A 25,480-nucleotide genomic window follows, 5' to 3' on the forward strand; every position below is an offset into this window, starting at 1 on the left:
AATGTCTGTAGAACGTGCCACTATGGCCTTTGCCGGATTTATGGTGATGTTGTCATTACTGTTAACCGCCACTGTCCATCACAATTTTGTATGGCTAACTCTGTTTGTTGGCGCTAACCTATTCCAAAGTGCTTTTACCGGCTTTTGTCCTGCCAGCATGCTGATGCGTAAATTCGGTATGAAAACGGAGGCTGAACAAGCCAAGGCCAATACCCACTGATTAAGGAATGTAAGTGAAGATAATAACCCGTACCCAGCGCCAATTCTTGTGGCTAACGACTCTGCTTTTTGGTGTATTGCTGAGCCTCAGCGTTCGTGCCGAGCAGATGGTTCCCGAGGTGGCACTGACCAAGGTCGCCCAGGGCGCCATGCTGGTGGATGTCAGAACCCCGGAGGAATATGCAGAGGGACATCTGCCAGAGGCGGTTAATATCCCCTTTGAACAGATAACCGAAGCCTTTGCCAAACAGGGCATTGCCAAGGACACCCCGGTAGTTGTTTACTGCCGTAGCGGTCGCCGCTCAGGTATTGCCAAAGAGTCGCTGGAAAAAGCCGGTTATCAGGAAGTCTACAATGGTGGCGGCTATGATAGCCTCAAGGCCAGCGCCGGCAACTAGCTGACCAGATAACCATTAAGTACTGCGCCACTCATGCAACCGGGCCCACTCAAGTGGGCCTTTTTACGAAACAAGTAGCACAAATAATTAACAAAAAACCAAAAACCAAGATAACGTGCAAGTGTCAAATTTGCACACTCAGTCAAAAAGTCGCCTTTACCCCATACTAAAGTCTCCTTTTCGCAACGATTATTCTTCAGAATAATTACTTATGCCAAATTAGAATAAGAGACATAATTAAAGTTATAAATCAATCAATTATATCTTTCACGTATCTCAGGGCTCAATCAAACCTCATATCGAATCTTATTCAAACCCGGCAAAATTTCATGCACCCGCTACTGATACATTTAGTAACAGCAACACCTAAAATGAATTTTTATTCACAAAAAGTGAAATACAACCAAACTGAAATAGAACGCCATTCCGTTAACATATGTTTTACATGACTTTTTCATAGCGGTAGATTGCAAATGGGTCATTTCAGTGAATGCTGAAGTGCCCGAGGACAATAAACCAAGATCTGTTACACGGAAGACAAGTATGAAAAAAATAACAAATAAACAGCTGGCCCTGAGTCTGTCCATGCTGGCCCTGGCAGTCTCTGCCGGTGTTCATGGCGCACCTTTCAAGCCTCAAGCCAATGATCTGTCACAGCAGTCGCCCCTGCCCAAGCGCTATATCGTTAAGTTCAAGGACAACAACGGCCTGCAAACCATGAGTGGCCAAAGCGAACTGAATCAGGTATTCGGCCAGCACAGAGCGCTTAACGGCGTTAAGGCTCGCGAAATGAAGCGCATTGGTCGCAGCCACAGCTACAGCGTCAAGTTGGATAACCCCGGGCTCAAGGCGCTGCGTGCCCGCACCGATGTGGAGTATGTCGAAGAAGATATGCCCCGCCGCTTGCTGAGTGAAACCACGCCCTGGGGTCAAACCTATGTCGGCGCGACTCAGTTGGCCGATAACCTCAGCGGTAATCGCACCATATGTATCATAGACTCCGGCTATGATCGTGCTCACCAGGATCTCAGTGGCAACAATGTCACAGGTACCAACAACTCGGGCACCGGAAACTGGTTCGAGCCGGGCAATAACAATGCCCACGGAACCCACGTTGCCGGCACCATAGCCGCCATCGCCAACAATGAAGGCGTGGTTGGGGTGATGCCGAATCAGAACGCCAATATCCATGTGATTAAGGTATTCAACGAGTCAGGTTGGGGTTACTCCTCTTCACTGGTATCCGCCGTGGATACCTGTGTCGACAATGGCGCCAATGTGGTCACCATGAGCCTGGGTGGCTCAGGATCCAGCACCACTGAGCGCAATGCCATGACCAACCACTTTAACAATGGCGTGCTCTTGATTGCTGCGGCCGGTAACGATGGCAACAACACTCATAGTTACCCGGCTTCCTATGATGCGGTAATGTCGGTGGCCTCGGTCGACAGCAACAAAGACCATTCGGCCTTCTCCCAGTACACCAATCAGGTCGAAATCTCCGGCCCGGGTGAAGCAATCCTCTCAACCGTGACTCGCGGCGAAGGACGTCTGGCTGATATTGTCATTGCGGGTCAGTCGCTGTTTGCCGAAGGGGTGGTGCCTCACAACCGCTTTGTACCATCGGGCAGCAACTATGTGCCCTCGCCCATCAGCGCCAGTGCCAGCGGCGAACTGGCCGAGTGTGACACCAGCGGCGGCAACTACAACTGCGGCAACATGACAGGCAAAGTCTGTTTGGTGCAGCGTCTGGAAAACCAAGGTGCCGGTTATCCCGAGATCAATGCGGTTCGCGCCTGTAACAACGCCGGTGCGGCAGCGACTATTGTCTACTCCAACAGCGATCTGCCCGGACTGCAAAACCCCTTCCTGGTGGACTCAAACACTGAATTGACCAAGGCTTCTGTGTCTGTAGACCGTGAAACCGGTCTGGCGCTGCGTAACCAAATCGGTCAGCAGGCCAGCGTATCCAACACCACTGGCGAAGACTATGAGTACTACAACGGTACTTCCATGGCGACGCCACACGTATCCGGCGTCGCAACTCTGGTATGGAGCTATCACACTGAGTGTAGTGCCGCCCAGGTGCGTCAGGCGCTGAAAGCCACCGCCGAAGATCTGGATGTCCCCGGTCGTGACGATCGCACCGGCTATGGTCTGGTCAATGCCGTGGCTGCCAAGGAATATCTGGATGCCTCCTGTAATGGCCCGAGCGATCCCGGCACACCAAGCGATGGTCAGTTGGAAAACGGTGTGGCAGTCAACAACCTTAGTGGTGCCAAAGACGATGAACTGCACTTCTTCCTCGATGTGCCTGCCGGCGCTTCCAACCTCAGCTTCAACCTGAGTGGCGGCACAGGTGATGCCGACCTTTACATGCAGTACGGCGCGGCTCCAACCACCAGCAGCTTTGATTGTCGCCCCTGGAAAGGCGGCAACACTGAAAGCTGTTCGGTCAACAGCCCTCAAGCCGGTACTTACTATGTGATGGTTCGCGGTTACAGCAGCTTCAGCGGTGCCAGCCTGGTGGCTAGCTACACAGGCTCAAGCAGCACCAATCCAGGTGGCGGCGCAGCGAGCTACACCAATGGTGATAATGCCAATATTCCCGACAACAACAGCACAGGCATTACCAGCCCCATCAGCGTCAGCCGCAGCGGTGATTCGGGTGTGGTCACTGTAGATGTCAGCATAGTGCACCCTTACATTGGCGATCTGCAGGTTGAACTGCACAGCCCCAATGGCCAGATTGCCGTGCTGCACGACAACACAGGCAAAGGCACCGACAATATCAACCAGAGCTATTCGGTCGATATGACAGGTGTCGAGTCCAGTGGTACCTGGTTGCTCAAGGCCGTCGACTCGGGTCGCCGTGACGTAGGCTACATCGACAGCTGGTCACTGCACTTTAAATAATCTCTCTTTCAAGGGGCCGCTACGGCCCCTTTTTCCTCTCTCGATGGTTTCCCCTTGGCTGAAGAGCTGCCGGACAGTTTGACGCGACTTTTTCAACCTTTTTGCAAGGCATTTGAAAAGTTTCTCGGTTATACTGGCGCCGCTTTTATAACACCAGCTACCAAGGCCCATTCATGACAGCTTCCGATTCCCCTCAAGCCAACAAAGATCCCCTGCACGGCTTGACCCTCAAGGCGATACTCACAGAGATGGTGGAGCAGTACGGCTTTGATGGCCTGGCACAAAGGATAAAAGTGCGCTGCTTCAGCCATGATCCCAGCATCAAATCGAGCCTGACCTTTTTGCGAAAGACCCAATGGGCCAGGGAAAAACTGGAACGCCTCTATCTGACCAGCAAGGGCTTGCCCATTCCGCCTCACCTGCTGGGCAGTTCAACCCCGGCCACAAGGCAAAAGCCAGCCAAACAAACCTGTGCCGACAAGCCTCAAACCAATGCCCATATCTGGGGTAAAAAGAGCGACTAGGCAGATACTGATACAACACGCAACCCGCTATATTTTTAACCAATTTTGCCTTAAAGCTGCTAAAGTTCTTCCCCTTGCAGCCGATAAGTCGTTATCGACTATCAGCACGAACAGATGCCGCCAAGGAGTTTAATGATGAACATTGCAGGCTTAGGTCAAATCGCCACTCAGGGAACCGGTCCCCGCAACCTGAGTGAAGTCACAGTGGCCGACAAAGACGCAGCCAAGGAAAGTGCTGCCACAAGTTCGGACAGCCAGGATAAAGTGAATATCTCTTCTGCAGGTCGCAAGGCGCTGGCGGATGATATAGGTGGTCAGCTGTATAGGAACAATTCGGAGCAAACCTCAGAAGCGCAGAAAGCCGCCGAGGAAGATACCTCGGATATGTCTGAAATTGACAAGAAGATTAAAGAGCTGCAGGACAAGCTCAAAGAGTTGCAGCAGCAGCTACAGCAACTGAATGGTGATGATTCTGAAGCGGCCGAGATAGAGCGTAAGTTGCTGCAGGATCAGATTGCCGCCGTCAGTGGTCAGTTGGTCGCCCTGCTCAACGAGAAAGCCCGCCAGGACAAGAACGCCGCCACTGAGGGCTGATGCGGCTCAGATGGGCATGCTGAACACCAGGCGCCAGATCTCCAGCCCATCACCACTACGGTAACTGATCCCCAATCTGTCTATGCCAAGCACTGGCTTGGCAAGGGCCAGGGTGGCCCCCAGCTCAACACTGCCGGACACCAAAGTATCCTGGTTGAGATCGCCGGCAAACTGTAACTGGTCAAAATACCAATAACCCAAAGCAAACACCCTGGGCTGCATCTGTAACCCCTGCCAGGACCAGTGATAAGGCAAGCCGATATCCACTCCGGTTTGCAATACGGAAAAGCTCTGGCTGATGCTAAACGCCCGTTCACTGTAGGCGGCAAATTTCAGTCGGGTCACCCACAGAGAATCTGCCTGCCACAGCTCAAAATGACGCAAGCCACTGATGCCGGCTGCCATGATGGCGACATTACCGCCTTGGTCAAAATTACTGCCAAAACCGAGATCGCCATAGGCCTCCATGCGCCAGTTTTCATCCAGACGCCAACGCTTTTCAAAGCCTGGGGTCACGGTCAGGGTACCAACACTGGAAGGCAATTCGAACTCACCGGCATCTTCAAGGCTGTAGTTGAAAAAGCCTACAGAGATGGGCAGGCGCAGCAAGACCTCCGAGTCCTCACTCTGCTCCAGCGTAAAGTCCAGCGGTAAGCTGATGACGGTAGCATCCTGTTCGGACGCGCGATAGACCCCGCTGCCCAGATAGCTGCCAAAGGCATAGTGGGAGTTGTCCGGCGGCCGGGCGTGGCCGGGGGACTCTTGGGCAAAGATTGGGGCTGCAAGCAGCAAAAGCCCCAGGGAAGACACACTCAATAAACCAACTTGGGTTGATGCTTTCCCCGGTGACTTCATCTTTGCCGACTCAGTCCTGATGACCTTCGGTGAAATGATACTCAGACATCATATGGCCAAGCTCAGTAGACTTGGTCTTGAGGTAGGCTTCGTTGTAACGGTTTTTGCCCACCTGCAGCGGCACCCGCTCGACAACTTCCATGCCGACATCTTTCATCGCCTGCACCTTGCGCGGATTATTGGTCATCAACCTAACCTTGTGAACGCCAATTTTTTCCAGCATGGGCGCAATCATATCGTACTTGCGCATATCGGCCGGAAAGCCCAGACGCTCGTTGGCTTCCACTGTATTGGCGCCATCGTCCTGCAACTCGTAGGCTCGAATTTTGTTCAACAGCCCTATGCCACGACCTTCCTGACGCAGGTAGAGAATAAAGCCCTGACCGGCTTCGGCGACATTTTGCATCGCGGTCTGCAGTTGAAAGCCGCAGTCGCAGCGCAGGCTGAACAGGGCATCTCCGGTGAGACATTCCGAATGGATCCGTCCCAGCATGGGTTTATCGGCTTGGAGCTCACCAAAAGTCAGCGCCACGTGCTCTTTACCGGTTTCGGTATCCTCGAAACCATGCATGGCAAACACCCCCCAAGGGGTTGGCAATTTGGCGGTGGCGATAAATTTAATAGACATGAATTAACCTTAACGACTGCTCTCATTCCCTGAGACGGTTAACATCCCTCAAAATCAAGATAATAGTGAAGCGTGCTCAGTACTCAGGCCGGTCATTTTATGCGTTTTTACCACCGACCGGAATACCCAAGTAAATTCATTGGTTATTATCTGCTGTCACGGCGGCAGTTAAAATGCCTTGGGTGCAAACCCGGTAACGGCAGTAATACCCATTTCTCTGCCCAGCGCTGTCATGGGATGCACAACGACCAAACCCCGGACAGACTTCTTGAGTTTGCCCATGTCGGCCTGTTCGGCTTTGGTGAGTTCGCGGCTAAAAGGCAGATCGCGAATAGACTGTCCCTGCTTGCCAAGCTGCCGACTCTGCTGGCCCTTGATGGCTGCAATCCGCTTGTTGACGGCGGCGATTTCCCGCTGAAACTGGGCAATGATAGGACCATCGCCACGTTGCTCTGCGGCGGCCAATTTACGGCGATACTGATCCAGCTTATCGTTGAGCTGTTGCAGCTCCTGCTTCAAATTCATTCTGTTACCTTACAAAATCCCGGCACCCTGAGAATGGACGGCCTGGTTGCCGTAAATGTGCCGGACAGAAGTATAACAGCAACTCAAGCCCAGGTGACGGGGTTTTTTAGCAGGGAAAAGCAATTGTGTTAACCAGTTTTCACTTTTGTACTTACTGAGGGTCGTTGAGCAGATGTATCACCTGGTTGGCCGAACCACGAAACTTCAGCGACGGATCCGCTTGCTCCTGCACGAATTTGCCATCCACCAACACATGAATAAGCCCGAGCAATTCCCGCTGCGCCGGACTGAGTTCATCGAGACGATAACCAGTCCAGAGCCAGACATCCTTTCCAGGGCATTCGTCCCGCACCCGCAGCAGTAAGGCCTTGATGGCGTCAAGATTGCCCGGAAACAGTGGGTCACCACCTGAAAGTGACAAGCCCCTTCTCGGGATCCGGCTGTCATTGAGATCGGCAATGATCCTGTCAGACATCGCCTGGTCGAAAGGATGCCCGGAGCGGGGATCCCAGGTTGACTGGTTATAACAACCCCGGCACTGATGTTCACAACCGGAGACAAACAGGGTTACCCGGGTGCCCGGTCCATTGACCACATCCACGGGGTAATACTGATGATAGTTCATAGCTATATCCACAAGGCGCCCCGAGGGGCGCCTATAAAACAGTTTGTCGTTAAAGGTGCTTAACCCGACGTTTGACCTCTTCCTGCTTGCCATGGTTGAAGGGTCTGGCATCCGGGCTGCCGAGATAACCGCAAACCCTGCGGGTCACAGACACCCGACTGGGCTCATGGTTGCCACACTTGGGGCAGGTAAAGCCCTTGCTGGTACAGATAAACTCACCGGTAAAACCACAGTCGTAACACTCATCTATTGGTGTGTTGGTTCCATAGTAAGGCACCCGGCTGTAGCTGTAGTCCCAGACATTCTCCAGCGCTTCTAGGTTGTGCTGCATATTCGGGTATTCGCCGTAGCAGATGAAACCACCATTGGCGAGCTCGGGATACGGCTGTTCGAAGTCGAGTTTGTCGTAAGGATTTACCTTCTTCTCCACATCCAGGTGGAAGCTGTTGGTGTAATAGCCCTTGTCGGTAACACCATCAACCAGGCCAAAGCTCTTGGCATCCAGCTTGGCAAAACGGCTGCACAGGCTCTCGCTCGGTGTACTGTAGAGGCTGAAACCATAACCGGTTTCCTCTTTCCAGCGCACTGTAGCCGCCTTGAGGTGAGCCACTATGGCAACTGCTTTCTGCCTCAATGTTTCATCGTCAAACACATGGGTGTCTGTACCATAGAGAGCATTGATTGTCTCATGCAGGCCTATATAGCCCAGAGAGATGGAAGCTCGGCCGTTTTTGAAGATTTCGGCAATGTTATCATCACCGCGCAGGCGCACTCCGCAAGCCCCTTCCATATAGAGAATGGGCGCCACTCTGGCCTTGACGTTGGCCAGACGTTCGATGCGGGTATCCAGCGCCTTGCGGGCCATCTCCAGCCTTTGATCCAAAATGCGATAAAACTCGGCTTCATCACCCTTGGCTTCCAGCGCCACCCTCGGCAAGTTCAGGCTGACTACGCCTAGGTTGTTGCGACCTTCATGCAGCAGCTCGCCGTTTTCCTCATAGGTGCCAAGGAAACTGCGACAACCCATAGGAGTCTTGAATGAGCCAGTAACCTTGACCACCTGCTCATAGTTGAGAATATCCGGATACATGCGGATGCTGGCACACTCGAGCGCCAACTGCTTGATGTCGTAGTTGCAGTCGCCGGCCTTATGGTTGATACCATCACGAATGGCAAACACCAACTTGGGGAAAACCGCTGTCTTGCGGTTCTTGCCAAGGCCTTCCATGCGGATCCGCAAAATAGACTCTTGGATCAGCCTCGACTCCCAGCTGGTACCCAAACCGAAACCGAAGGTAACAAAAGGCGTCTGACCATTGGCGGTATGCAGGGTATTGACCTCATATTCCAGCGACTGGAAGGCGTCGTGACACTCTTTCTTGGTCTGCTCTGTGGCAAACGCCTTGGCATCGGTAATCCCCCACTTGAGTGCAGTTTGATAATGCTTGTCGTAGCTCTTGGCCACAAAAGGGGCCAACACTTCATCTATGCGGTTGATTGTGGTGCCGCCATAAATATGGCTGGCGACCTGGGCGATGATCTGCGCGGTAACTGCGGTCGCAGTCGAGATGGATTTTGGTGTCTCAATCTCGGCATTGCCCATCTTAAACCCTTGGGTCAACATGCCACCGAGATCGATCAGCATACAGTTGAACATAGGGAAGAAAGGCGAATAGTCGAGATCGTGATAGTGGATCTCACCGGCCTCATGGGCGGCAACCACATCCTTGGGCAGGATATGATGTTTGGCATAATGTTTGGCGACAATACCGGCCAGGAGATCCCTCTGGGTGGGGATCACCTTGGAGTCTTTATTGGCATTTTCGTTGAGCAGGGTCGCGTTGCTCTGCTCGACCAGGCCGCGGATCTCCAGATTCAGTCGGCTGCTGGATTCACGGCAGATATCTCTGTCGTGACGATATTCAATGTAGCTACGGGCCACTTGCTTGTACGGCCCTTCCATCAACAGGTTTTCGACCCTGTCCTGCAACTCCTGGATATTGACCTCAGCCTTGTCGGTTACCGCCTGGGTGACCAGCGCTGCGACTGTGGCCGCATAGTCCACATCTTCTATACCGCAGTGGCTAGAGGCTGCCAGCACCGCATCCCTTATCCTTGTTTCGTCGAACTGAGTACGGCACCCGTCCCGCTTAATCACTACCGGCATTTCTCTAATCTCCATGTTGTTTATTTAACACCATATATAGTGGTGTTTTATTAACCAAGCACAATATGTAGAGAATTAAGCGACAAATCGCTCTTCAATACCATGATCTGGATCATGGTATTGAAGAGGATGAACAACACTATGGGATTAGTGCCGACGAGCACAACTTGTGGAGATTTTTCCCTTGACCGAGACCCAAACGGCCGCTAGTCAGTACCTCTTTGCCAAGGCCAGATAACTATTGATTTGCCCACTGCCCTGCTGCTGGCTGCCTATGGCTGCTGCGGTGCGCATCAGAGCGCTGACACCACTGAGCCGGGATAACAGTTGAGGATCTTGCTGTGCGGAATCGGCCTTGGCCGCTAGCTTGTTGCTGTTGTTCTCTGCGCTCTCGGCAGTTTGGTTTTCTCCCTTGAGCACGGCGTCCAACTGAACTGCCACCTTGTTGGCCGCCAAAGAGCTCGATGGGGTATACATCATCCCCATATTGCCCATCAGGCTGTCCGCCCCCTTGAGTGCATTGAGCAAAGGGCTTTGACTGGCCTGTTGTCTGAGCAAACCAATCTGGCCTTGAATAAACTCCTTGAGGCTGGCGTTATCCTTGGTATCAACTCCCATCAGGCCGCTGCCCTGCAATCTGGCCATCTGGCTTTCAGACAACAGCCCTTCGTCGCCGAGGCGCGCCAGCAGCTTGGGTAAATCGGCACTGCTGAACTGGCCTGAGCCGAAAAATTCCTTGGCCAACTCCTGCACCCGCGCGGCTCTTTTACCATCGTTGGAGAGGGATATGCTGTCCTGCCCTATGTTTGCCGAGGCTGAACCCTGGCTCTTGCTGTCATTGACAGTTTCAGTGTCGACAACCGAGAGACCGCTGCCGCTGGTAAGACGATTGTTGACGCCATAGGCATCGACCCCGGACAATCTGGGATCCACAGAGGAATGGATAGGCTGCATGTCAGTTTTCCGTCATATCGACGCCCAAGCGGTTGTTTTTAAGACAAGATTGTCATAAAAATTGTCAAAAAATCGCCCTTGAAGCGCCTTGATGCTGATGATGTGGTGACTATGCAGGAAGTGTGCCCATACCAAGCACTAACAAAAAAGCGCCTGTTTCAGAGACGCCCCAACGCCGCATCAATCAGATGCGAGGCCTGCTGCACCGCCTTCTCACCGGCGGCAATGGCTTCACTGGCACGGTGAAACTCCATGGTGCCTATGTCAGACACCTTGGGCACGATACAGATATCCGGTGGATCCCCCATCAAGCGCGCGCGCTTGTGGCGCTGCTCCAGAATATCCATCGACTGTGACATCACAGCCAACATGCCGGGTTCGGCCTTATTGCCGAGGGAGAACTTGTCGGTCAGGCCGGAAATATAATCCTTGCCCTTGGCCAACAGATCCATAAAACCGTTCTCGGAGGAATGCTCCACCACTTTGTTCTGTAATGAGTGCTCTTCACTGTTGAGTGCCACCGGCAGTACCTGCAACTGTTCGCGCCTGTGACCATGCAGATCGACACCTATCACCAAACTGGCCCCCATGGCTCTGGCCACAGACACGGGAATGGGATTCACCACGGCGCCATCCACCAACCAACGATGGCCCTGACGCACCGGCGACATGATCCCCGGCATGGAGCAGGAAGCCCTGACGGCCTGGCGCAAGTCGCCCTGACGGAACCAGATCTCCTGCCCTGAGTAGAGGTCGGTCGACACCGCTGTAAAGGGATATTTGAGCTCTTCAATCAAGAGATCGCCGATGCGGTCCTGAATGGCATTGAACACCTTGTCACCACTGATGAGTCCGCCCCGGCCCCAACTGATATCCATCAATCCCAACACGTCCCAACTGGAAAAACTGCGCACCCAGTCTTCCAGTTCTTCGAGGCGTTCATTGGCATAGGCCGCACCGACCAGGGCACCTATGGATGAACCGGCCACCTTGGCCGGATGCACCCCCATGGCAGCCAGACCTTTGAGCACTCCTATGTGGGCCCATCCTTTGGCGGCGCCACTTCCGAGGGCGATACCGATACAAGGGTTATGACTCTGCGCCATCCTTTCTCCTTAAAAAACTCCAAGCTATGCCATTCAGCCAAAGCAGCATACACCCGAAGCCTGAGCGGCTCCAGATTTTATCCGGCAGGCTTTCAGCCATGAGCTTGCGACCTTTTTAAGCAAAAGTCGCCGCTGTTTCGACACTCCTTTGACTAAATACATGCCCAGCGCCACAAAAGCCGTTATAATATGCGGTCGTTTTTATTGAGGAGTTAACCTTTGCATTTTTCCGATTTTTCGCTGGATCAGCGTCTGCTGCAAACCCTTAAGCATATGGGTATCGACGAGCCTACCGAAATTCAGCGTGAAGCGATTCCCGTAGCGCTGGCCGGGAAAGACCTGATGGCCTCATCCAAGACGGGCTCGGGAAAGACCTTGGCCTTTTTGCTGCCGGCAATGCAAAGGGTGATCTCCACCAAGGCGCTCAGCAAGCGCGATCCCAGGGTATTGATACTCCTGCCGACCCGTGAGCTGGCCAACCAGGTTTACGCCCAGCTGCGTCTGTTGGTTGCCAATACCCAATATAGAGCCATCAGTGTGCTTGGCGGGGAAAACTTCAACGATCAGGCCAAGGCGCTGGCGCGGGATCCACACTTTATCGTCGCCACCCCGGGACGGATTGCCGACCACCTGTCACAACGCCATCTGTATCTGGAAGGGCTGGAACTGCTTATTCTTGACGAAGCCGACCGCATGCTGGATCTCGGCTTTGCCCCGCAACTCAAGGCAATCAACGACGCTGCCAACCATAGACGGCGTCAAACACTGATGTTCTCGGCCACTCTGGAACATGAAGAGGTCAATGACATCGCCACCACCTTGCTCAATGATCCACTGCACGTAGCCATTGGCGCCGCCAATGCCGAGCATCAGGACATACACCAGCGTATTTTCCTCTGTGACCATCTGGATCATAAAGAGGCGCTGCTGACTGAGCTGCTAAAGCGCGAGCAACAGCGCCAGGTGATCATCTTCACCGCCACCCGCCAGGATACCGACAGATTAGCCGAGAAGCTCAAGCAAGAAGGCTACAGCGCCGTGGCGCTCAGTGGTGAACTGCGCCAAAGCGCCCGCAACCAGATAATGGATCAGTTCAGCCGTGGCCAGCAGCAAATTCTGGTGACAACCGACGTCGCCTCCCGCGGTCTGGATCTGGTGAATGTGTCCTTGGTGGTCAACTTCGACATGCCCAAATTCGCCGAAGAATATGTCCACCGTATCGGCCGTACCGGCCGCGCCGGTGCCAAGGGCGACGCCCTGTCTCTGGTAGGTCCCAAGGACTGGTTCAACTTCAAGAAGCTGCAGAGCTTTCTCGGTCGCCGCTTCGAGCTCAGTACCCTTGAGGGGCTAGAACCCAAATTCAGTGGCTTGGCCGATCCCAAGCGCCAGAGCAGCAAACCCAAGAACGCCAAGGCCGGCAAGCCCAAGGGACGCAGCAAGACAGCGGCTAAACCGGGCAAGGCCAAGTCCGGCAGAGACAAGCGCTTTATTACCGGGGTGGATGTGGGCGATGCCCCTATGAGGCGTAAACCCGCTCCAGTAGATAACGGCGATGAAAGCGGCTCCGAGTCATAAGATTAACATTAGCCGCCGGTGCGGCATGCTGAACCAAAAGGAATACCATGAAAGTTTGTGCTGTTGAATTAAAAGGCGGCGAAGCCGTCATCTGTTTGCTGAGCGCCCAGGGTGACGTATTCAACGTCCCCGATTGCCGCCGTCACTCATTTACCTTGAGCAATCCTGCCAGCCAGGAAGCAATTAGGGAGTTCCAATTCGCCTTCAATAAGCTGATGGAAGACTATCAGGTCGAACACATAGTGATTATCGAACGCGAATACAAGGGTAAGTTGGCCGGCAGCTCTGCCAGTTTCAAGTTCGAGGCAGCCATTCAACTGGGTAAGTTGCCGGTAACAATGCTGACACCTCAAAGCATTAAAGAGCAGCTGAAACGCAATCCACCGCAAGTGGACTTCAGCGGCCTGGAGCTGAAAAAGTTCCAGCAAAACGCCTTTGACGCCGCGTACGCCTTCCAGCAGATGCGGATCTACAAGAAGGTCTGAGCCCTTGAGCGGTTTTGATTATCTGGCCCACTACAGCGACGAGATAAAGCAGCAGGTTCAGCAGCTCAGCCAAGCGGGCAAGCTGGGAGAATACCTGCGAAAACGCCATCCTGAGTTGCACCAGATCCGCAGTGATAAAGCGCTTTGGGACTATACCCAGGCGCTGAAGCAAACTTATCTGCGTCAATCAAACCCGCTTGCCAAAGTGTGTTTCGACGACAAGATCAGCCTCAGCCATCAGGCGCTGGGGCTGCATACCTACGCCGCCCGTAAGCAAGGGCACAAACTCAAGAGCAAGAACGAAATCCGTATCTCCTCCCGCCTGAAACGGGCACCCGAAGCTTTTTTGCGTATGTTGGTGGTGCATGAGTTGGCGCACTTGAGGGAGAAAGAGCACAACAAGGCCTTCTACAAACTGTGCACCTATATGGAGCCTGACTACCATCAGTTGGAGTTTGAGCTCAGGATCTACCTCAGCTTGCTGGACGCCAACCAAGACCCCTACCCAATGTAAGTGTTAGAGCTGCATTCAAAAAGCCACTTGGTTATAAAAGTGCGGCTCCTGGGCTTCCTGTAATATATCCAGTTGCTATCCAGCCGTTATTCGAAGCGGTTCCCGCCAAGGCCTACCCTCAAAAGACCCAAGCGTTATAAAATCAACCGCATATTGACTGATAATAGTTTTCATTTAAAATCAGCTTTAGTTTTTGGTATCAGCTTTTCAAACAGCCTTTCCAAAAGTTATCGTCAGTGCCCTTCTGACAGCTTCTTTTGACCGGCCTTGGCACAGATGAAAATACCGGCTAGATGTGGAGTGGTTTATGCCCAAGATAAGCAAGCATGTTTCCAAGATATGCCATAAACAGGCCAATAAAGCGCTGAAAAAGACGCTACCCGCGCTTGGCAAATCGAGCCGCAAACGCCTTGGCAAAGACTTGATTAGTGCATTAGAGCAGCAACTGCCCACAGAATTCTCCCGGCAAAAGAAACTCAAGAAGCCGCAAAAGAAACTGCTCAAGGCGGAACTGCAAAACCGTGCCGGCAGTTGGATTGCCGCCAATCAACCTTCTCTTGGGCAGCTTCACAGCCTAAAACCCCAGACCGGCAGCATGAGCTTTGCGCTGCGGCCCTTTAAGAAATCCCCCTGTGGCGGCTGCCCGGCACTCAAGGGCAAACTGTGCCGCTGCGCCCTTAAGTATCAGCAGCGGCTACAGCAGGCAGGCTAACGCCTTCCGCGGGACTAGATAATTGCCCGACATTACTGTCAGTCGTCGCTGATCAGATCGTCAAAACGTTTGTAGCCATGGAGGGAATCAAAGTCTTTCTCCTCCTTGGCCGCCTCACTGAGTGAGGCACTGAAACCCACAGCCAATTCCAGATCGGAAATCGCCTGCTCTTCCGAGCCCATGCGGGTAAAGGCGCAGGCCCGCTGATAAAGTGCATTGGCGTTCTTGGGATCCACTTCCAACACCCGGTTACAGATGCTCAAGGCCCAGTGATACTCGCCCATTTCCATGGCAGCATCGGCCTTGTAGGTTAAGGCCTCGAGATCGCCCGGACGTATTTTGAGGATATCGTTGTAGATCTCAATTCGCTGCTCCGGTGTCTGCGAATGTTGAGCACGGATCCACAGGTTGTGTATCTCGTTGATCCGTTCAATTTCCTTGTTGTTTTCAGTAATGATCCGGCTCTTGCGTTTCAGCTCACGTTCCATTTCCTGAAACTTTTTCTCATACTGGGCAGCAATCGCCTCCAGCTTCTCGTTGGCCATCTCCTGGGTCTTGTCGCGAATATCCTTGAGTGACTGCCAACCTACCAGAGCAATCAGTGACACTGCGGCAGCGATAAGATAGAAGAAGTAGGTCACAGTCACATTGGCATAGTTCATCGACTTGTCGGCCACCGCCAACTCTCGGTCGGTAATATCAACCGTGACCCGTTTTTCCAACGACTGCATGTCTTGCCGTATCGACTTGAGTTCATCGAGCACATAGCGCTCCATCAAGGGCTTGTCGTAAATACTCTGCTCAGAATAGGGTTTTGGGGGCTCTTCGGCCGCCGTAACCGTCAACGCCAGGCTCATTAACACTAATACCAGTGCATGCCATAACTTCATTTTTCCTCCTGTTGCACTCAGGTTTTCTCCACACCCTAACAAATGGGCCTGGATGGGTAAAATTTGCTTATAAAAAAAGCCAGCGCCGTTGAGCGCTGGCTACTGCAAAACCAATAAGCGGATTTAACCGAGATCCATCATCATCTTGCGGGTACTGACCAATTGGCTGAACTCACGCATCTGCTCTTTGGAGAGTTGGCTGGCCATGGGGATATCCGCCTTCATTGGGTTGACCGGCCGCCCATTAACATGAAATTCATAATGCAGATGCGGCCCGGTCGAGCGCCCGGTATTACCGGAAAGCGCAATAACCTGGCCACGGCTGACTCTCTGCCCCTTGTGCACCAAAGGTTTGGACAAGTGCAGATACCGGGTACGGTATTTGTTGCCGTGCTCTATCACTATATATTTACCAGCGAATCTGTGATTGGTTACCAGGGTCACCACACCGTCGCCCGGCGCCACGACCTTGGTGCCTATCGGCACGGCAAAGTCGGTGCCGTTATGGGGTGAAACCCGCCCTGTGACCGGGTGACGGCGATTGGGGTTGAATGATGAGCTGATACGGTAACGTTTCTCCAGCGGGATCCGCTGAAATGCCCGCGCCAGGCTCTGACCTTTCTCATCATAGAAGTTGCCATCTGTGCTCTGAAACGCGGTGATTTCATTGCGGCCGTTTTGAATGCGTAATCCCAGCACCTGACTGACACCGGTCGACTCCCCTTCTATGTACTGATCATTCATCAGCACTGAAAAATGGTCACCGGCACGCAGATCCCGGGCAAAATTGAGCTTTTCCTTCAGCAGGCTCTCAATTTTTTGAATTTCGGCGGCGCTCAGGCCGACCCGCTGCGCCGAACGATAGAAAGACCCCTGGATTTCACCGCTGACAATCCGGTTTTGCCAGAAACCTTCGATGTTGATCTCTTCCACCCCATAGCCGCCATCGTCGAAGCGCTTGAACAGCACCTGATGTGCGGCGTTGAAGTAGAGTTCCAGCTGGGTAAGATTGCCCTGCTCATCGAGCCAGAAACGGATCCTGTTACCCGGTTGCAGGGTATCGAGTGCCAAGATATCCAAATCGGCTTCCAACACCTTGTACATGGTTTGCTGGCCGACACCTGCCTTTTGGAACAATACGCTGAGGGTGTCACCACTTTGGATCACACGTTCAAAATCCGGGCCGGCGACTTCAACAACCGAAGGCTCAGTGCCGACTTGAGGCAGCAGAGCTTCAATATCCAGATGCAAGGGAATACGTTGTGGGGTGACTTCGTGAGCTCCGGGCCAAAGCAGTGCCGCACCCACCAACAAACCTGAGCTGAGCAGCAGCTTCTTGTGAAAAGCGGGTAAGGCCTGCAAACGCATAGGGATCATACTCAACCAGGATATTCTATCTGTCTGCAACTGTTGCCTCACCGAGTTCAAACTGAAAAACCAATAGCTGGATCCCCTGTTTTCAAGGGGCCAGCTGCAAACTTATATCAAAAAAAGTCCCTGAGACAAGTATTATTCGCCAAAACCCCATGATTACTGGGTGAATTTCGGAATTGACCGACAAAATTGCCCCATTTGCATCAAACTGTAACCAGGCGAATACTGCTGCCCAGTGCATGCTTGTTGATATCAATACGGCAGCTTATCTGCTCTTTCATCTCGGATACATGGGAGATAACCCCTATCATGCGGCCACTGGATTGCAGATCCATCAGGGTGCGAACCGCCAGCTCCAGCGAGTCCTGATCCAGGCTGCCAAAGCCTTCATCGATAAACAGGGTATCGAGCTTGATACCGCCGGCGTAGGCCTGCACCACATCAGAGAGCCCCAACGCCAGCGACAAGGCCGCCATAAAGCTCTCACCACCGCTGAGTGTGGCCACCGGACGCACCTTGGAGCTGTAAGCATCCTCCACCTCAAGCTCCAGACCTGAGGCTTTATTGCCCTTGGCCCTGTCCTCTTTACGCAGCAAGCGGTAGCGGCCTTTGCTCATCAGCGCCAAACGGCGACTGGCCTCGAGCAGCACATCATCGAGCAAGACGCTGAGCACAAAGCGCTGCAGACTCACCTTGCTATGACTGTTGCCATTGGCCACATCACTCAGAGTGCCGATAAGGGCGTATTCCTGCTCCAGCGCCTGAGCGGCTAACGCTTCTTTATTGAGCTGGGCTTCTGTACCTTTAAGGCTCTGCATTCGGTTGTTGAGCGTCTGCCAGGCATCCTCCGCCTCGGCGAGTTGCTGCTGCTGTTGCTGCCAGAGGCTTTCAAGCTGCCCAAGCTCAGGCAGGCTTTGTCCGGCGAGCCGCTCATCCATGGCTTTGAGCAGCGCCTGCTGCTCCGAGCGCTGAGTGCGCCAGGCCTCTATCTTCTCAGCCAATGCCTGCATCTGCGCTTCATCCAGCTGCGCCTGTTCCAACGCCTGACGGCCGGCAAATCCAGATTGTTTCAGGGCATCATCAAGCATTTGTTGTGCTTTGATGGCAAACTGCTCGGCCCGGGCGTTGTCTTCACGGCTCGATGCCAATGCCTGCATCAGTGCCTTATGCTGGCTGACAGCCTCGGTATACTGTTGATTGATATCTTGTTGTTGCTGTTTGAGCTGTTGCCACTCACTCTGCTTTTGCTCAAGTTGCCGCGCCATCAGTTCAAGCGCCGCCTCGGCCGCCAAAGAATGATATTCATTGGGCAGAGCAGCAAGCGCCGCGTCTTTACGGGCACCTGCTAGACTCAACTGCTCTCTTAGCTGCTGCAACTGCTGTAATTGAGTCTCTCTGTGTTTGAGTCGCTGCTCCACTTGCTGCTCGGCCTGCTGCAATTGTTGCCTGCAGTTATTGAGGCGGGTTTGAGCCGCTTCGGCCTGTTGCAATTCATTGAGCAGCTGCCTGCGCCGGGACACAAGCCTGTCTATTTCCATAGTGAGATCGGCTTTGGCATAAGAGTCGGCATCCATTGCGGCGTCAGCCTTAGCCTCTGTCGTAGCATCAGTCTTAACATCAACCATAACATCTGCTGCAGCACAGGCCTGTAGCTCAGCGCTCAAGCGCTGCAGTTCGAGCTGCAATTCCTCGGTTTGCCGCTTGATATTGCGATAATCGCTGCGAGCCGCCTCATGCCTTGCCGCGGCTTGCTGCTCGGCGTCTCTCGCTCGGTTGAGCTCGGTTTCACCCGGAATATCTTGCGCCATCTCGGCCGGTGCCGGATGTTCCAAGCCGCCGCATACGGGGCAAGGTTGCCCAGGCTGCAGCTTAGCCGCCAGAATAGCCGCCTGCCCTGTATGCCAGGCCAGTTGCAACCTTTGATGTTCCGTTTCGGCGCTCTGTCTTTCGGCCTTGCATTGATGACCATGGGCCTCGGCCTGCTGCAGGCCAGCTTGGGCTTGCTGCCATTTTTGCTTAATGTGCCCGAGCTGCTCCGTCTTCTCCAGGCGAGTGTTCAACGCCGCCAGTGCCTGATGCAACGACCCTTGGCGCTCGGCGCTTGAGAATAGTTCGTTCGCCTCTGATTTAAGCTTTTGTTGTTGCTGCTGCCATTGTTCCAGCTCAGTGCGACTCTGCTGCTCTGCCCGCTCAAGACGCCCAAGCTCCACTAGGCCAAGCTCATGCTCCTCGGTCAGTTGCTTGAGCTCGTTAATAGCCGGCTGCAGCTTGTCGAGTTGTTCAAGCTCCCGTCGCAGCTTATTGCCGTGCTCATCCAACTCGGCGAGTGTAGCCTTATCATCTGTAGCCTGTTTCAGACGCTGCTCAGCGCTCTGCAACTGCTTGGCATAGTCAGCCTCCTTGGCTTTAGCCTGCTGCCACTCCTGCTGGCGAAACTGCAACTCTTTGAGGCTTGGCAGCAACTTTTCAGCCTTGCGGGCATTCTCCAATGTCTGCTGATGCAGCTCGATTTCAGCGCGCCGCTGCTCAAGCGCATCAAGCTGGGTTTGCAGCAGCTTGCGGCGCTCAAACTCGGCGGTTAACGCCTTGGCGTTATCGAGCGTCTTGGCACTCTGGGCCAAGGCATCGCTGGCTTTTTGTTTGTTACTTGTCGCCTCGGTCAAAGAGGGGGTCAGAGCGGCAATTTCTGCTGTCAACTGCTCGAGACTCTCGACACCGGCAGTTTCCAAAATCCCGGCGCGGCGTGATTGCAAGTCTCTGGCCTTTGCCTTGATTTCCAGCGCCTGCTGTTTGAGGCGCTCTTCAATGCGGCGGTAGATATGGGTTTGAAACAGCTGGCTGAAGATCTTTTCCCGCTCTTTGGAGTCCGCCAGCAAAAGCTCGCGGAACTTGCCCTGGGGCAGCACCATCACCTGGCGAAACTGATCCACATCCAGGCCGGTCAACTCTTCGATGCAGGCGTTGGCATCCGTGACCTTACTGGCCACCAGCAACTCTTCGGTGCCATCGGGCAACAGCCGCTTGAGTTCCGCCTCGCTCTTTTGCAGGGTAAAACCATCGCCGCGGCTTTTAGCTCTTTGCTGCTCGGGACAGCGGCGAATGCTGTAGCGTTTGTGCCCCAATTCAAAACTGAAATACACTTCGGTGAGCAGGCCGTCATCGGCATTATCGCAGCGCATCTGGCTGCCTTCCCGCTCGTTACCTGTGGTTTTGCCGTACAAGGCAAAACAGATGGCATCCAGAATCGTGGTCTTGCCCGCCCCTGTGGGGCCATTGATCAGAAACAGCGGCTTGTCGCCCAGCTCGGTAAAGTCGATGCGCTGACAATCGGCGAAGGGGCCGAAGGCGCGCATTTCCAAAATCAGCGGTCTCATTGTTCCTGCTCCCTGTGCAACTCTTCAATCAAACGGCTCATGGTCTGCTGCTGCGCCTCTGTCATGGCCTCACCCTGTACCTGACTGAAAAAATCGCTGAACATGTCGAGCTCGCCTTTTTTGATTCTGTCGCGGCCAATCTCCTGCCCCTGTTGCCGGGACATCAGGCCCGTGCGCTCCAGATGCAGCACATTGGGATAGACGCCGCGCAGCTTGCCCATGGGATCCAGCAGCGCCTGGGTATCGAGCAGGCGCACCATCAGGTAGTCCTCTCGCCCCGGGTCTTTTTCGCCCTGTTGCAGCAGTTCATCGAGCAGGCCTTCAATCACCCTCACATCCCGCCTGGGTTTTAGCGCTAGCAGGGTTATTTTTGGGGTATCACCTGCGCTCAGCTCCACCAGGGTCACGGATTTTTTCTGTTTGTGTTCACTGAAAGAGTATTTCAGCGGCGAGCCCGAGTAGCGCACGTGCTCGGCGCCCTTAAATTGCGGGCCATGCAGATGCCCGAGTGCCGCGTAGTCAAAGCCGCAAAAGAGTGCAGGGTCGATTTTATCGGCGCCGCCGATACTCAAGGGCCGCTCGGATTCAGACTCACTGCCGCCATCGAGGAAACAGTGGGCCACCACTACCTTGGGCAGGCCTTGGCTATCGTGCGCCTGAACCTGCTCCAGCAAGCAGGCCATCGCCTGCTGGTGGCTGCTGGCATCCACCTCAAGCACATGCCTTACCTGCGCCGGCTCGGCATAGGGAATGGGATAGAAACAGGCATCGCCGTCACGGCCTTTGAGGATAAGCGGCTTAACTTGCGCTTGCAGCGGGCCGCTAATATAAAGGCCACTGGCGGCCATCTGCCGCGCCGCAAATCCGAGCCGCTCCTGACCGTCGTGATTACCGGCTATCATGAGCACAGGAATGTGATGCTCATTGAGCAGGATATTGAGGAACTTATCCAGCAGGGCAACCGCGCTGGCAGGCGGGATCGAGCGGTCGTATATGTCACCGGCGACCACCAGGGCATCAACCTGATGCTCAGCGGCAAGCGCCACTATCTGCTCAAGCATATGAGCTTGCTCATCCAGCAGCGACTCGTTGTGCAGTTGCCGACCGATATGCCAGTCCGAGGTATGGATAAATTTCATTGGGCGCTAAAATTACAGGCGGATACGTGAGCCTTATGGTATGCAAAATCAATGCAATAGTATATGCGCCCGCCGAGGTTCAGCGGCCGAGTGCTTAGCACTCAGCCGACTGCCTTATTTGGGTTTAAAAACTCCACTGATATTGATCGGCCAGCAGCTTGAGGCTCATGACCAGCGACATGACCACCACCAGCGGCTTGATGATCTTGCTGCCCTTGGTGATCACCAGACGTGAGCCCAGAGTCGCCCCGGCGGCCTGCCCTGCCAGCATCACCAACCCCAGCAGCCACACCACCTTGCCGCCAAGGGCAAAAAAGATGAGCGAAGCAATATTGGTGGAAAAATTCAGTACCTTGGCATGAGCCGTCGCCTTGGCCAGACCGAACCCCGCCAAAGACACAAACGCCAGGGCAAAGAAGCTGCCGGTGCCCGGGCCGAAAAAGCCGTCATACAAACCCACCCCGAGTGCGGCGGTAAAGGCAAATACCCCCGGGGCCAGAACCCTGGCACGGTCATCTTCAGTAATTTTCTTGGAAAACAGGAAGTAACAACCAATAGCCAGGATAAGAAACGGCAGCACCAACTCCAGCACGCTGGCATCTATCAACTGAACCAGAACCGTACCGACTGAGGCGCCGACAAAGGCGCAGCCAATTGCCAGTTTCATCTCCCCCAGCTTCACCATTCCCTTACGCACAAAGTAGAGGCTGGCGAAGAAACTGCCACCGCATGCCTGTAGCTTGTTGGTGCCGAGCGCCGCCGCCGGAGGCAGTCCGGCCCACATAAGCGCCGGAATAGTCAACAGGCCACCGCCACCGGCGATAGAGTCAATAAAGCCCGCCACCAGGGCGACAAAAAACAGAACCGTAGCCAATTGCAGAGTGAGTTCAAATGCCATTTTTTATGTTGTCGAATACAGAGTTGAAGGATTGCTATTAGACGCAGTTTGCCCCCAAAAGGCAAAGGAGTTATTCTCGCCCATGTGTGAGATTTTCTCACACAAAAACAGCGGAGAAAACATGCTTCAGGAATTACCTCCTCTCAATGCCCTGCGTTCATTCGAGGCAGCTGCAAGGCTGCAAAGCATCACTCTGGCGGCGCAGGAGTTGTATGTGACCCACGGTGCCATCAGCAAACAGGTGCGCCTACTTGAGAACTTCCTGGGATTCAGCCTGTTTGTGCGTCAACACAGGCAACTGGTGCTCACAGATGAGGGGCGACAATACCTGCCACAGGTGCAGGCAGCACTGCAAACCCTGGCCAATGCCACCGCCGAGCTGAAACGTCAAAGTCTCAAGGCGCAGACCCTGGCCATCAATGTGTTACCCAGCCTGACCATCAACTGGTTGATCCCGAGAATGGAGGAGTTCAAGTCACACTTTCCACAGCTGTATGTGGATCTCACTATAGGCGACTTCGCTGTCGACTTTGCCAATGGTCGCTACGACATTGCCATTCGCTCCGCCACCAGCGAGCCTCAGGGGATGAATGTGATCAAACTGATGGATGAAGAGCTGTGCCTGGTATGCTCGCCGCTGCTGGCCCCTGAATTGAAACGGCCCGAGGACATCAACCAGGTGACGCTGCTGAAGCACACCACCCGTCCTGAGCTTTGGCCTTACTGGGCCAGGCAACTGGGGATAACATTGACCACAGAGCAGAAGTTTGGCGTCGAGCATTTCTATATGCTGAGTCAGGCCGCCGCCAGCGGCATGGGGGCGGCACTGATCCCGCGTTTCTTTATCGAAGATCAACTCAAGGCTGGCACTCTGGTGATCCCCTTTGAAGCGCCCTTTGTCAGCCCCTACAGCTATTATCTGTTAACCCCCAAGTCCAGCAGCCTGCCACGTAAATCGGCGCTGTTTATCGATTGGCTGCTGTCTGAGTTTGCGCCCTACCGCTTGAAGCCAAACAGTGGCAAGTAGTCGGCATTGTCCGCCAGACTGACCTCAAAGCGCAGCACTTTGTGGCACATGGCAAACAAAGACTCTCCCAACCAACGGGGATCGAAGGCATCAAGAGCCCTGAGCATACCCGAAGGGCCGGCATCGCCCTTGAGCTCTATAGGGGTCAACACATCAATAAAACTGGCCACCAAACCATAGAGATCCCGTTCGGCATCCCCTTCAAGGGCCCAGAGATCCGGGTCGGCATATTGAGCAGCATAGTGCCTGGCCGCTATGTCCTGACCCAGGCCAAAGTTCAAAAGCACGGCGCTATCGCCATTGCAAACAATATTCTTCGGGCAGATGGCACGATGGAAAATATCCAGTCTGTGGAGGTACTGCAGTGCCGTCAGCAACTGCCGAAACCAGTCTATCACCTGTTGCGGCGATTGGATCTCGGCGCAATCCAAAGCAACTCCTCGCTCCCAGGCCCTGGCAATGAAGACCCTGTCGCTGCCGCCAAGTTCGCCAAAGGCCAATACCCGCTCCACATTGGGGTGATAAATGCGGCTCAGGCTGCGGTATTGATGATTAAGACCGGGCCAGTCCTGCTGCAAAAAGCGGTAGACAGACAGCCCGACATCGAACTGTCCCTGAAGGTGAGTGGCGCGCCAGAGTTCACTGTGAGCTGCCTGATAGATAACTTCTTCGAGGCGGAAGTGATGGTCGATAACGCTGCCCTCGGCTATCTCTGTATCGCTATCCAGGCTGTCACAGACTCCAGTTTCGATAAGCGCGCTGAGGTCGGCTCTAAGCTCATCAAGATCCGCGCCCCGCCCTGCCGCGACTCGCTGGAACCAGAGATAGATACGTGGCTGATGAGTGGCCAGCGCCAGGGGCAAGAATCGCTCAGCATAGCGCCTGAGATCCTCGTCGATACTGATGTCATCACGGATATCGATAAACTCGACTTCGCCATCATCACCGATAAACAGGCAGTGCTCATCCCAGCCACCGACACAGATATTACGCCGATGAATTTGCGACAGACTGGTGGCCCCGCGGCGCAGTATCTCCAGCAGTTGATAGATGCTGAGCCGCTCGATTTCCAGCAGATGAATAGGCACACCTCTTGGCATGCGAATAGGCAACACCAACTGCTCGCCATCCTGAATAAGGGGCGCAGAGTAAGGCACGCCGCTGCAACCGGACAGTTTCTGTAACCGTTGAAACTCCCCCCGCAGCCGCTCTTCATGCTGTCTTGCTTCAGAAAGCTGCTCGAAATGGGTAGGGATCAGAATTTTCAGCAGCCAGGGCGCGGTCCAGCCGCCGGGATTGTACTCGGCCTGCCAGACTTCGAGGCCACTTTGCAGGAACAGGCATTTGAGCTTGATAAAATCCTGTATTTTATTGTTGCGCTGTTCCACCAGAGCCACCTGCCCCAGAGTGTCCAACACCGCCTCTTTCTGACGCTGATTGATCTGGTGCTTATGGGGAGCCGTCAGGCCCCACTCTTTGGTAAGCGCAGCGATGATCTGCCTTGGGGTATAGATGCTCAGGGCACCGTCCTGCTTCTCCAGCTCTATGGCTTCGCCCTTGTGACCGGTTACAAATACCATGCCTTGGCACCAGGGAGCATAGACACCGACCGGGATCTTATTCTTCAGCTTACCGGCCAAAACTCTGGCAACATAATTGGCCTTGGACAGGCTGTTGTCCACCTCGCGACCATCCAGCGACCAAGCGTGCAGACCGGCATTGAGTCGGCCGATATAGCCTTTGACATCGATGACATACACGCCCCACTCGCCGACCACCAGAGCATCCACCTCCATCGCTTGCCCGGACTGAGTCGGGATCTCAATATTGGTCAGCAGCAGATAATCTTTGGGTAACTCATCACCCAGCAGTTCAAAGGCCCAGCGCTCGGCGTCGTTGACCGGGGTTCCAAAACTGATGTGTTTGGCCATATCACTCTCCCTGAGATTGGCAATCCGTGAGTGCAGAATAAAAAGCCACC

Annotated in this window: 23 protein-coding genes; 10 read left to right on the forward strand and 13 right to left on the reverse strand. The window is 54.0% G+C overall.

Going from position 1 to position 25,480, the window contains the following annotated elements:
* Position 1 precedes the first annotated feature (1 nt).
* The 5 genes from ACMHXI_RS16085 to ACMHXI_RS16105 all read left to right on the forward strand — a co-directional run bounded on the left by ACMHXI_RS16085 (position 2) and on the right by ACMHXI_RS16105 (position 4,651).
* Entirely contained in the window at positions 2–220 is a 219-nt protein-coding gene (locus ACMHXI_RS16085) for a DUF2892 domain-containing protein (protein WP_101056374.1), read from the forward strand.
* A gap of 76 nt (positions 221–296) precedes the next feature.
* The gene (locus ACMHXI_RS16090) at positions 297–617 is read left to right on the forward strand and encodes a rhodanese-like domain-containing protein (protein ID WP_413735597.1); all 321 of its coding nucleotides are present in this window, start codon (positions 297–299) and stop codon (positions 615–617) included.
* 543 nt (positions 618–1,160) lie between these two features.
* The gene (locus ACMHXI_RS16095) at positions 1,161–3,533 is read left to right on the forward strand and encodes a S8 family serine peptidase (protein WP_028780784.1); all 2,373 of its coding nucleotides are present in this window, start codon (positions 1,161–1,163) and stop codon (positions 3,531–3,533) included.
* 173 nt (positions 3,534–3,706) lie between these two features.
* The gene (locus tag ACMHXI_RS16100) at positions 3,707–4,057 is read left to right on the forward strand and encodes a VF530 family DNA-binding protein (RefSeq protein WP_044734725.1); all 351 of its coding nucleotides are present in this window, start codon (positions 3,707–3,709) and stop codon (positions 4,055–4,057) included.
* 132 nt (positions 4,058–4,189) lie between these two features.
* On the forward strand, positions 4,190–4,651 hold the full coding sequence (locus ACMHXI_RS16105) for a hypothetical protein (protein ID WP_025887169.1): 462 nt from the start codon (positions 4,190–4,192) through the stop codon (positions 4,649–4,651).
* A 6-nt stretch (positions 4,652–4,657) separates the two neighbouring features.
* On the opposite strand, the gene ACMHXI_RS16110 is transcribed toward ACMHXI_RS16105, so the two are convergent.
* The 7 genes from ACMHXI_RS16110 to rssA all read right to left on the reverse strand — a co-directional run bounded on the left by ACMHXI_RS16110 (position 4,658) and on the right by rssA (position 11,511).
* Positions 4,658–5,506: a hypothetical protein gene (locus ACMHXI_RS16110; RefSeq protein WP_071237933.1), complete on the reverse strand. Its 849-nt coding sequence runs from the start codon at positions 5,504–5,506 to the stop codon at positions 4,658–4,660.
* A 10-nt stretch (positions 5,507–5,516) separates the two neighbouring features.
* The gene (gene ribA / locus ACMHXI_RS16115) at positions 5,517–6,134 is read right to left on the reverse strand and encodes a GTP cyclohydrolase II (RefSeq protein WP_025011143.1); all 618 of its coding nucleotides are present in this window, start codon (positions 6,132–6,134) and stop codon (positions 5,517–5,519) included.
* A gap of 168 nt (positions 6,135–6,302) precedes the next feature.
* Complete coding sequence (locus tag ACMHXI_RS16120) at positions 6,303–6,659, reverse strand: YibL family ribosome-associated protein (RefSeq protein WP_025011144.1); 357 nt, start codon at positions 6,657–6,659, stop codon at positions 6,303–6,305.
* Positions 6,660–6,810: 151 nt separating this feature from the next.
* The gene (gene nrdG, locus ACMHXI_RS16125) at positions 6,811–7,284 is read right to left on the reverse strand and encodes an anaerobic ribonucleoside-triphosphate reductase-activating protein (protein WP_025011145.1); all 474 of its coding nucleotides are present in this window, start codon (positions 7,282–7,284) and stop codon (positions 6,811–6,813) included.
* A gap of 49 nt (positions 7,285–7,333) precedes the next feature.
* Entirely contained in the window at positions 7,334–9,451 is a 2,118-nt protein-coding gene (gene nrdD / locus ACMHXI_RS16130; protein WP_044734729.1) for an anaerobic ribonucleoside-triphosphate reductase, read from the reverse strand.
* Positions 9,452–9,661: 210 nt separating this feature from the next.
* Positions 9,662–10,405 carry a hypothetical protein gene (locus tag ACMHXI_RS16135; protein ID WP_071237932.1) on the reverse strand — a complete coding sequence of 248 codons (744 nt, stop codon included), beginning with the start codon at positions 10,403–10,405 and terminating at the stop codon, positions 9,662–9,664.
* 158 nt (positions 10,406–10,563) lie between these two features.
* Positions 10,564–11,511, reverse strand: coding sequence for a patatin-like phospholipase RssA (rssA, locus tag ACMHXI_RS16140; RefSeq protein ID WP_062793377.1), 948 nt, complete (start codon positions 11,509–11,511; stop codon positions 10,564–10,566).
* A 219-nt stretch (positions 11,512–11,730) separates the two neighbouring features.
* Between rssA and ACMHXI_RS16145 the strand changes: the two genes are divergently transcribed.
* The 4 genes from ACMHXI_RS16145 to ACMHXI_RS16160 all read left to right on the forward strand — a co-directional run bounded on the left by ACMHXI_RS16145 (position 11,731) and on the right by ACMHXI_RS16160 (position 14,797).
* Complete coding sequence (locus tag ACMHXI_RS16145; protein WP_413735478.1) at positions 11,731–13,086, forward strand: DEAD/DEAH box helicase; 1,356 nt, start codon at positions 11,731–11,733, stop codon at positions 13,084–13,086.
* 47 nt (positions 13,087–13,133) lie between these two features.
* Positions 13,134–13,571 (forward strand): DUF3010 family protein, encoded by a 438-nt coding sequence (locus ACMHXI_RS16150; protein ID WP_025887164.1) that lies wholly within the window; start codon positions 13,134–13,136, stop codon positions 13,569–13,571.
* 4 nt (positions 13,572–13,575) lie between these two features.
* Positions 13,576–14,085, forward strand: coding sequence for a M48 family metallopeptidase (locus ACMHXI_RS16155; protein WP_144132287.1), 510 nt, complete (start codon positions 13,576–13,578; stop codon positions 14,083–14,085).
* 307 nt (positions 14,086–14,392) lie between these two features.
* Positions 14,393–14,797, forward strand: a complete 405-nt coding sequence (locus ACMHXI_RS16160) for a hypothetical protein (protein WP_144128721.1) — start codon at positions 14,393–14,395, stop codon at positions 14,795–14,797.
* Between the two features lie 38 nt (positions 14,798–14,835).
* On the opposite strand, the gene ACMHXI_RS16165 is transcribed toward ACMHXI_RS16160, so the two are convergent.
* From ACMHXI_RS16165 to ACMHXI_RS16185, 5 genes are all read right to left on the reverse strand, one after another.
* Positions 14,836–15,687, reverse strand: a complete 852-nt coding sequence (locus ACMHXI_RS16165; RefSeq protein ID WP_109247350.1) for a TPR end-of-group domain-containing protein — start codon at positions 15,685–15,687, stop codon at positions 14,836–14,838.
* Between the two features lie 123 nt (positions 15,688–15,810).
* Positions 15,811–17,094: a peptidoglycan DD-metalloendopeptidase family protein gene (locus ACMHXI_RS16170; RefSeq protein ID WP_370628849.1), complete on the reverse strand. Its 1,284-nt coding sequence runs from the start codon at positions 17,092–17,094 to the stop codon at positions 15,811–15,813.
* Positions 17,095–17,264: 170 nt separating this feature from the next.
* Positions 17,265–20,435: an AAA family ATPase gene (locus tag ACMHXI_RS16175; protein WP_413735481.1), complete on the reverse strand. Its 3,171-nt coding sequence runs from the start codon at positions 20,433–20,435 to the stop codon at positions 17,265–17,267.
* Positions 20,432–21,574, reverse strand: a complete 1,143-nt coding sequence (locus ACMHXI_RS16180; protein WP_054745233.1) for an exonuclease SbcCD subunit D — start codon at positions 21,572–21,574, stop codon at positions 20,432–20,434. The genes ACMHXI_RS16175 and ACMHXI_RS16180 overlap by 4 nt, the downstream gene beginning before the upstream one ends.
* 124 nt (positions 21,575–21,698) lie before the next feature.
* Complete coding sequence (locus tag ACMHXI_RS16185; RefSeq protein ID WP_107353438.1) at positions 21,699–22,472, reverse strand: TSUP family transporter; 774 nt, start codon at positions 22,470–22,472, stop codon at positions 21,699–21,701.
* A gap of 121 nt (positions 22,473–22,593) precedes the next feature.
* Here ACMHXI_RS16185 and gcvA point away from each other — a divergent pair, with 121 nt between their 5' ends.
* Positions 22,594–23,499 (forward strand): transcriptional regulator GcvA, encoded by a 906-nt coding sequence (gcvA, locus tag ACMHXI_RS16190; RefSeq protein ID WP_413735484.1) that lies wholly within the window; start codon positions 22,594–22,596, stop codon positions 23,497–23,499.
* Here gcvA and ACMHXI_RS16195 read toward each other — a convergent pair.
* Positions 23,469–25,430, reverse strand: a complete 1,962-nt coding sequence (locus ACMHXI_RS16195) for an NERD domain-containing protein kinase family protein (RefSeq protein WP_208145173.1) — start codon at positions 25,428–25,430, stop codon at positions 23,469–23,471. The two genes, gcvA and ACMHXI_RS16195, sit on opposite strands and share 31 nt — an antisense overlap.
* Between the last annotated feature and the right edge of the window lie 50 nt (positions 25,431–25,480).

Origin of the sequence: Shewanella sp. BJSY2023SW005 (assembly GCF_047314585.1) — a bacterium.
GTDB lineage: Bacteria > Pseudomonadota > Gammaproteobacteria > Enterobacterales > Shewanellaceae > Shewanella > Shewanella algae.

Bases quoted from the DNA above. Each gene is read 5' to 3' on its own strand.
- nrdG (WP_025011145.1), bottom strand. From the start codon at position 7,284: ATGAACTATCATCAGTATTACCCCGTGGATGTGGTCAATGGACCGGGC.
- rssA (WP_062793377.1), bottom strand. From the start codon at position 11,511: ATGGCGCAGAGTCATAACCCTTGTATCGGTATCGCCCTCGGAAGTGGC.
- ACMHXI_RS16135 (WP_071237932.1), bottom strand. From the start codon at position 10,405: ATGCAGCCTATCCATTCCTCTGTGGATCCCAGATTGTCCGGGGTCGAT.
- ACMHXI_RS16120 (WP_025011144.1), bottom strand. From the start codon at position 6,659: ATGAATTTGAAGCAGGAGCTGCAACAGCTCAACGATAAGCTGGATCAG.
- ACMHXI_RS16085 (WP_101056374.1), top strand. From the start codon at position 2: ATGTCTGTAGAACGTGCCACTATGGCCTTTGCCGGATTTATGGTGATG.
- ACMHXI_RS16160 (WP_144128721.1), top strand. From the start codon at position 14,393: ATGCCCAAGATAAGCAAGCATGTTTCCAAGATATGCCATAAACAGGCC.
- ACMHXI_RS16195 (WP_208145173.1), bottom strand. From the start codon at position 25,430: ATGGCCAAACACATCAGTTTTGGAACCCCGGTCAACGACGCCGAGCGC.
- ACMHXI_RS16100 (WP_044734725.1), top strand. From the start codon at position 3,707: ATGACAGCTTCCGATTCCCCTCAAGCCAACAAAGATCCCCTGCACGGC.
- ACMHXI_RS16150 (WP_025887164.1), top strand. From the start codon at position 13,134: ATGAAAGTTTGTGCTGTTGAATTAAAAGGCGGCGAAGCCGTCATCTGT.
- ACMHXI_RS16175 (WP_413735481.1), bottom strand. From the start codon at position 20,435: ATGAGACCGCTGATTTTGGAAATGCGCGCCTTCGGCCCCTTCGCCGAT.
- ACMHXI_RS16180 (WP_054745233.1), bottom strand. From the start codon at position 21,574: ATGAAATTTATCCATACCTCGGACTGGCATATCGGTCGGCAACTGCAC.
- ACMHXI_RS16110 (WP_071237933.1), bottom strand. From the start codon at position 5,506: ATGAAGTCACCGGGGAAAGCATCAACCCAAGTTGGTTTATTGAGTGTG.
- ACMHXI_RS16095 (WP_028780784.1), top strand. From the start codon at position 1,161: ATGAAAAAAATAACAAATAAACAGCTGGCCCTGAGTCTGTCCATGCTG.
- ACMHXI_RS16105 (WP_025887169.1), top strand. From the start codon at position 4,190: ATGATGAACATTGCAGGCTTAGGTCAAATCGCCACTCAGGGAACCGGT.
- nrdD (WP_044734729.1), bottom strand. From the start codon at position 9,451: ATGCCGGTAGTGATTAAGCGGGACGGGTGCCGTACTCAGTTCGACGAA.
- ACMHXI_RS16185 (WP_107353438.1), bottom strand. From the start codon at position 22,472: ATGGCATTTGAACTCACTCTGCAATTGGCTACGGTTCTGTTTTTTGTC.
- gcvA (WP_413735484.1), top strand. From the start codon at position 22,594: ATGCTTCAGGAATTACCTCCTCTCAATGCCCTGCGTTCATTCGAGGCA.
- ACMHXI_RS16165 (WP_109247350.1), bottom strand. From the start codon at position 15,687: ATGAAGTTATGGCATGCACTGGTATTAGTGTTAATGAGCCTGGCGTTG.
- ribA (WP_025011143.1), bottom strand. From the start codon at position 6,134: ATGTCTATTAAATTTATCGCCACCGCCAAATTGCCAACCCCTTGGGGG.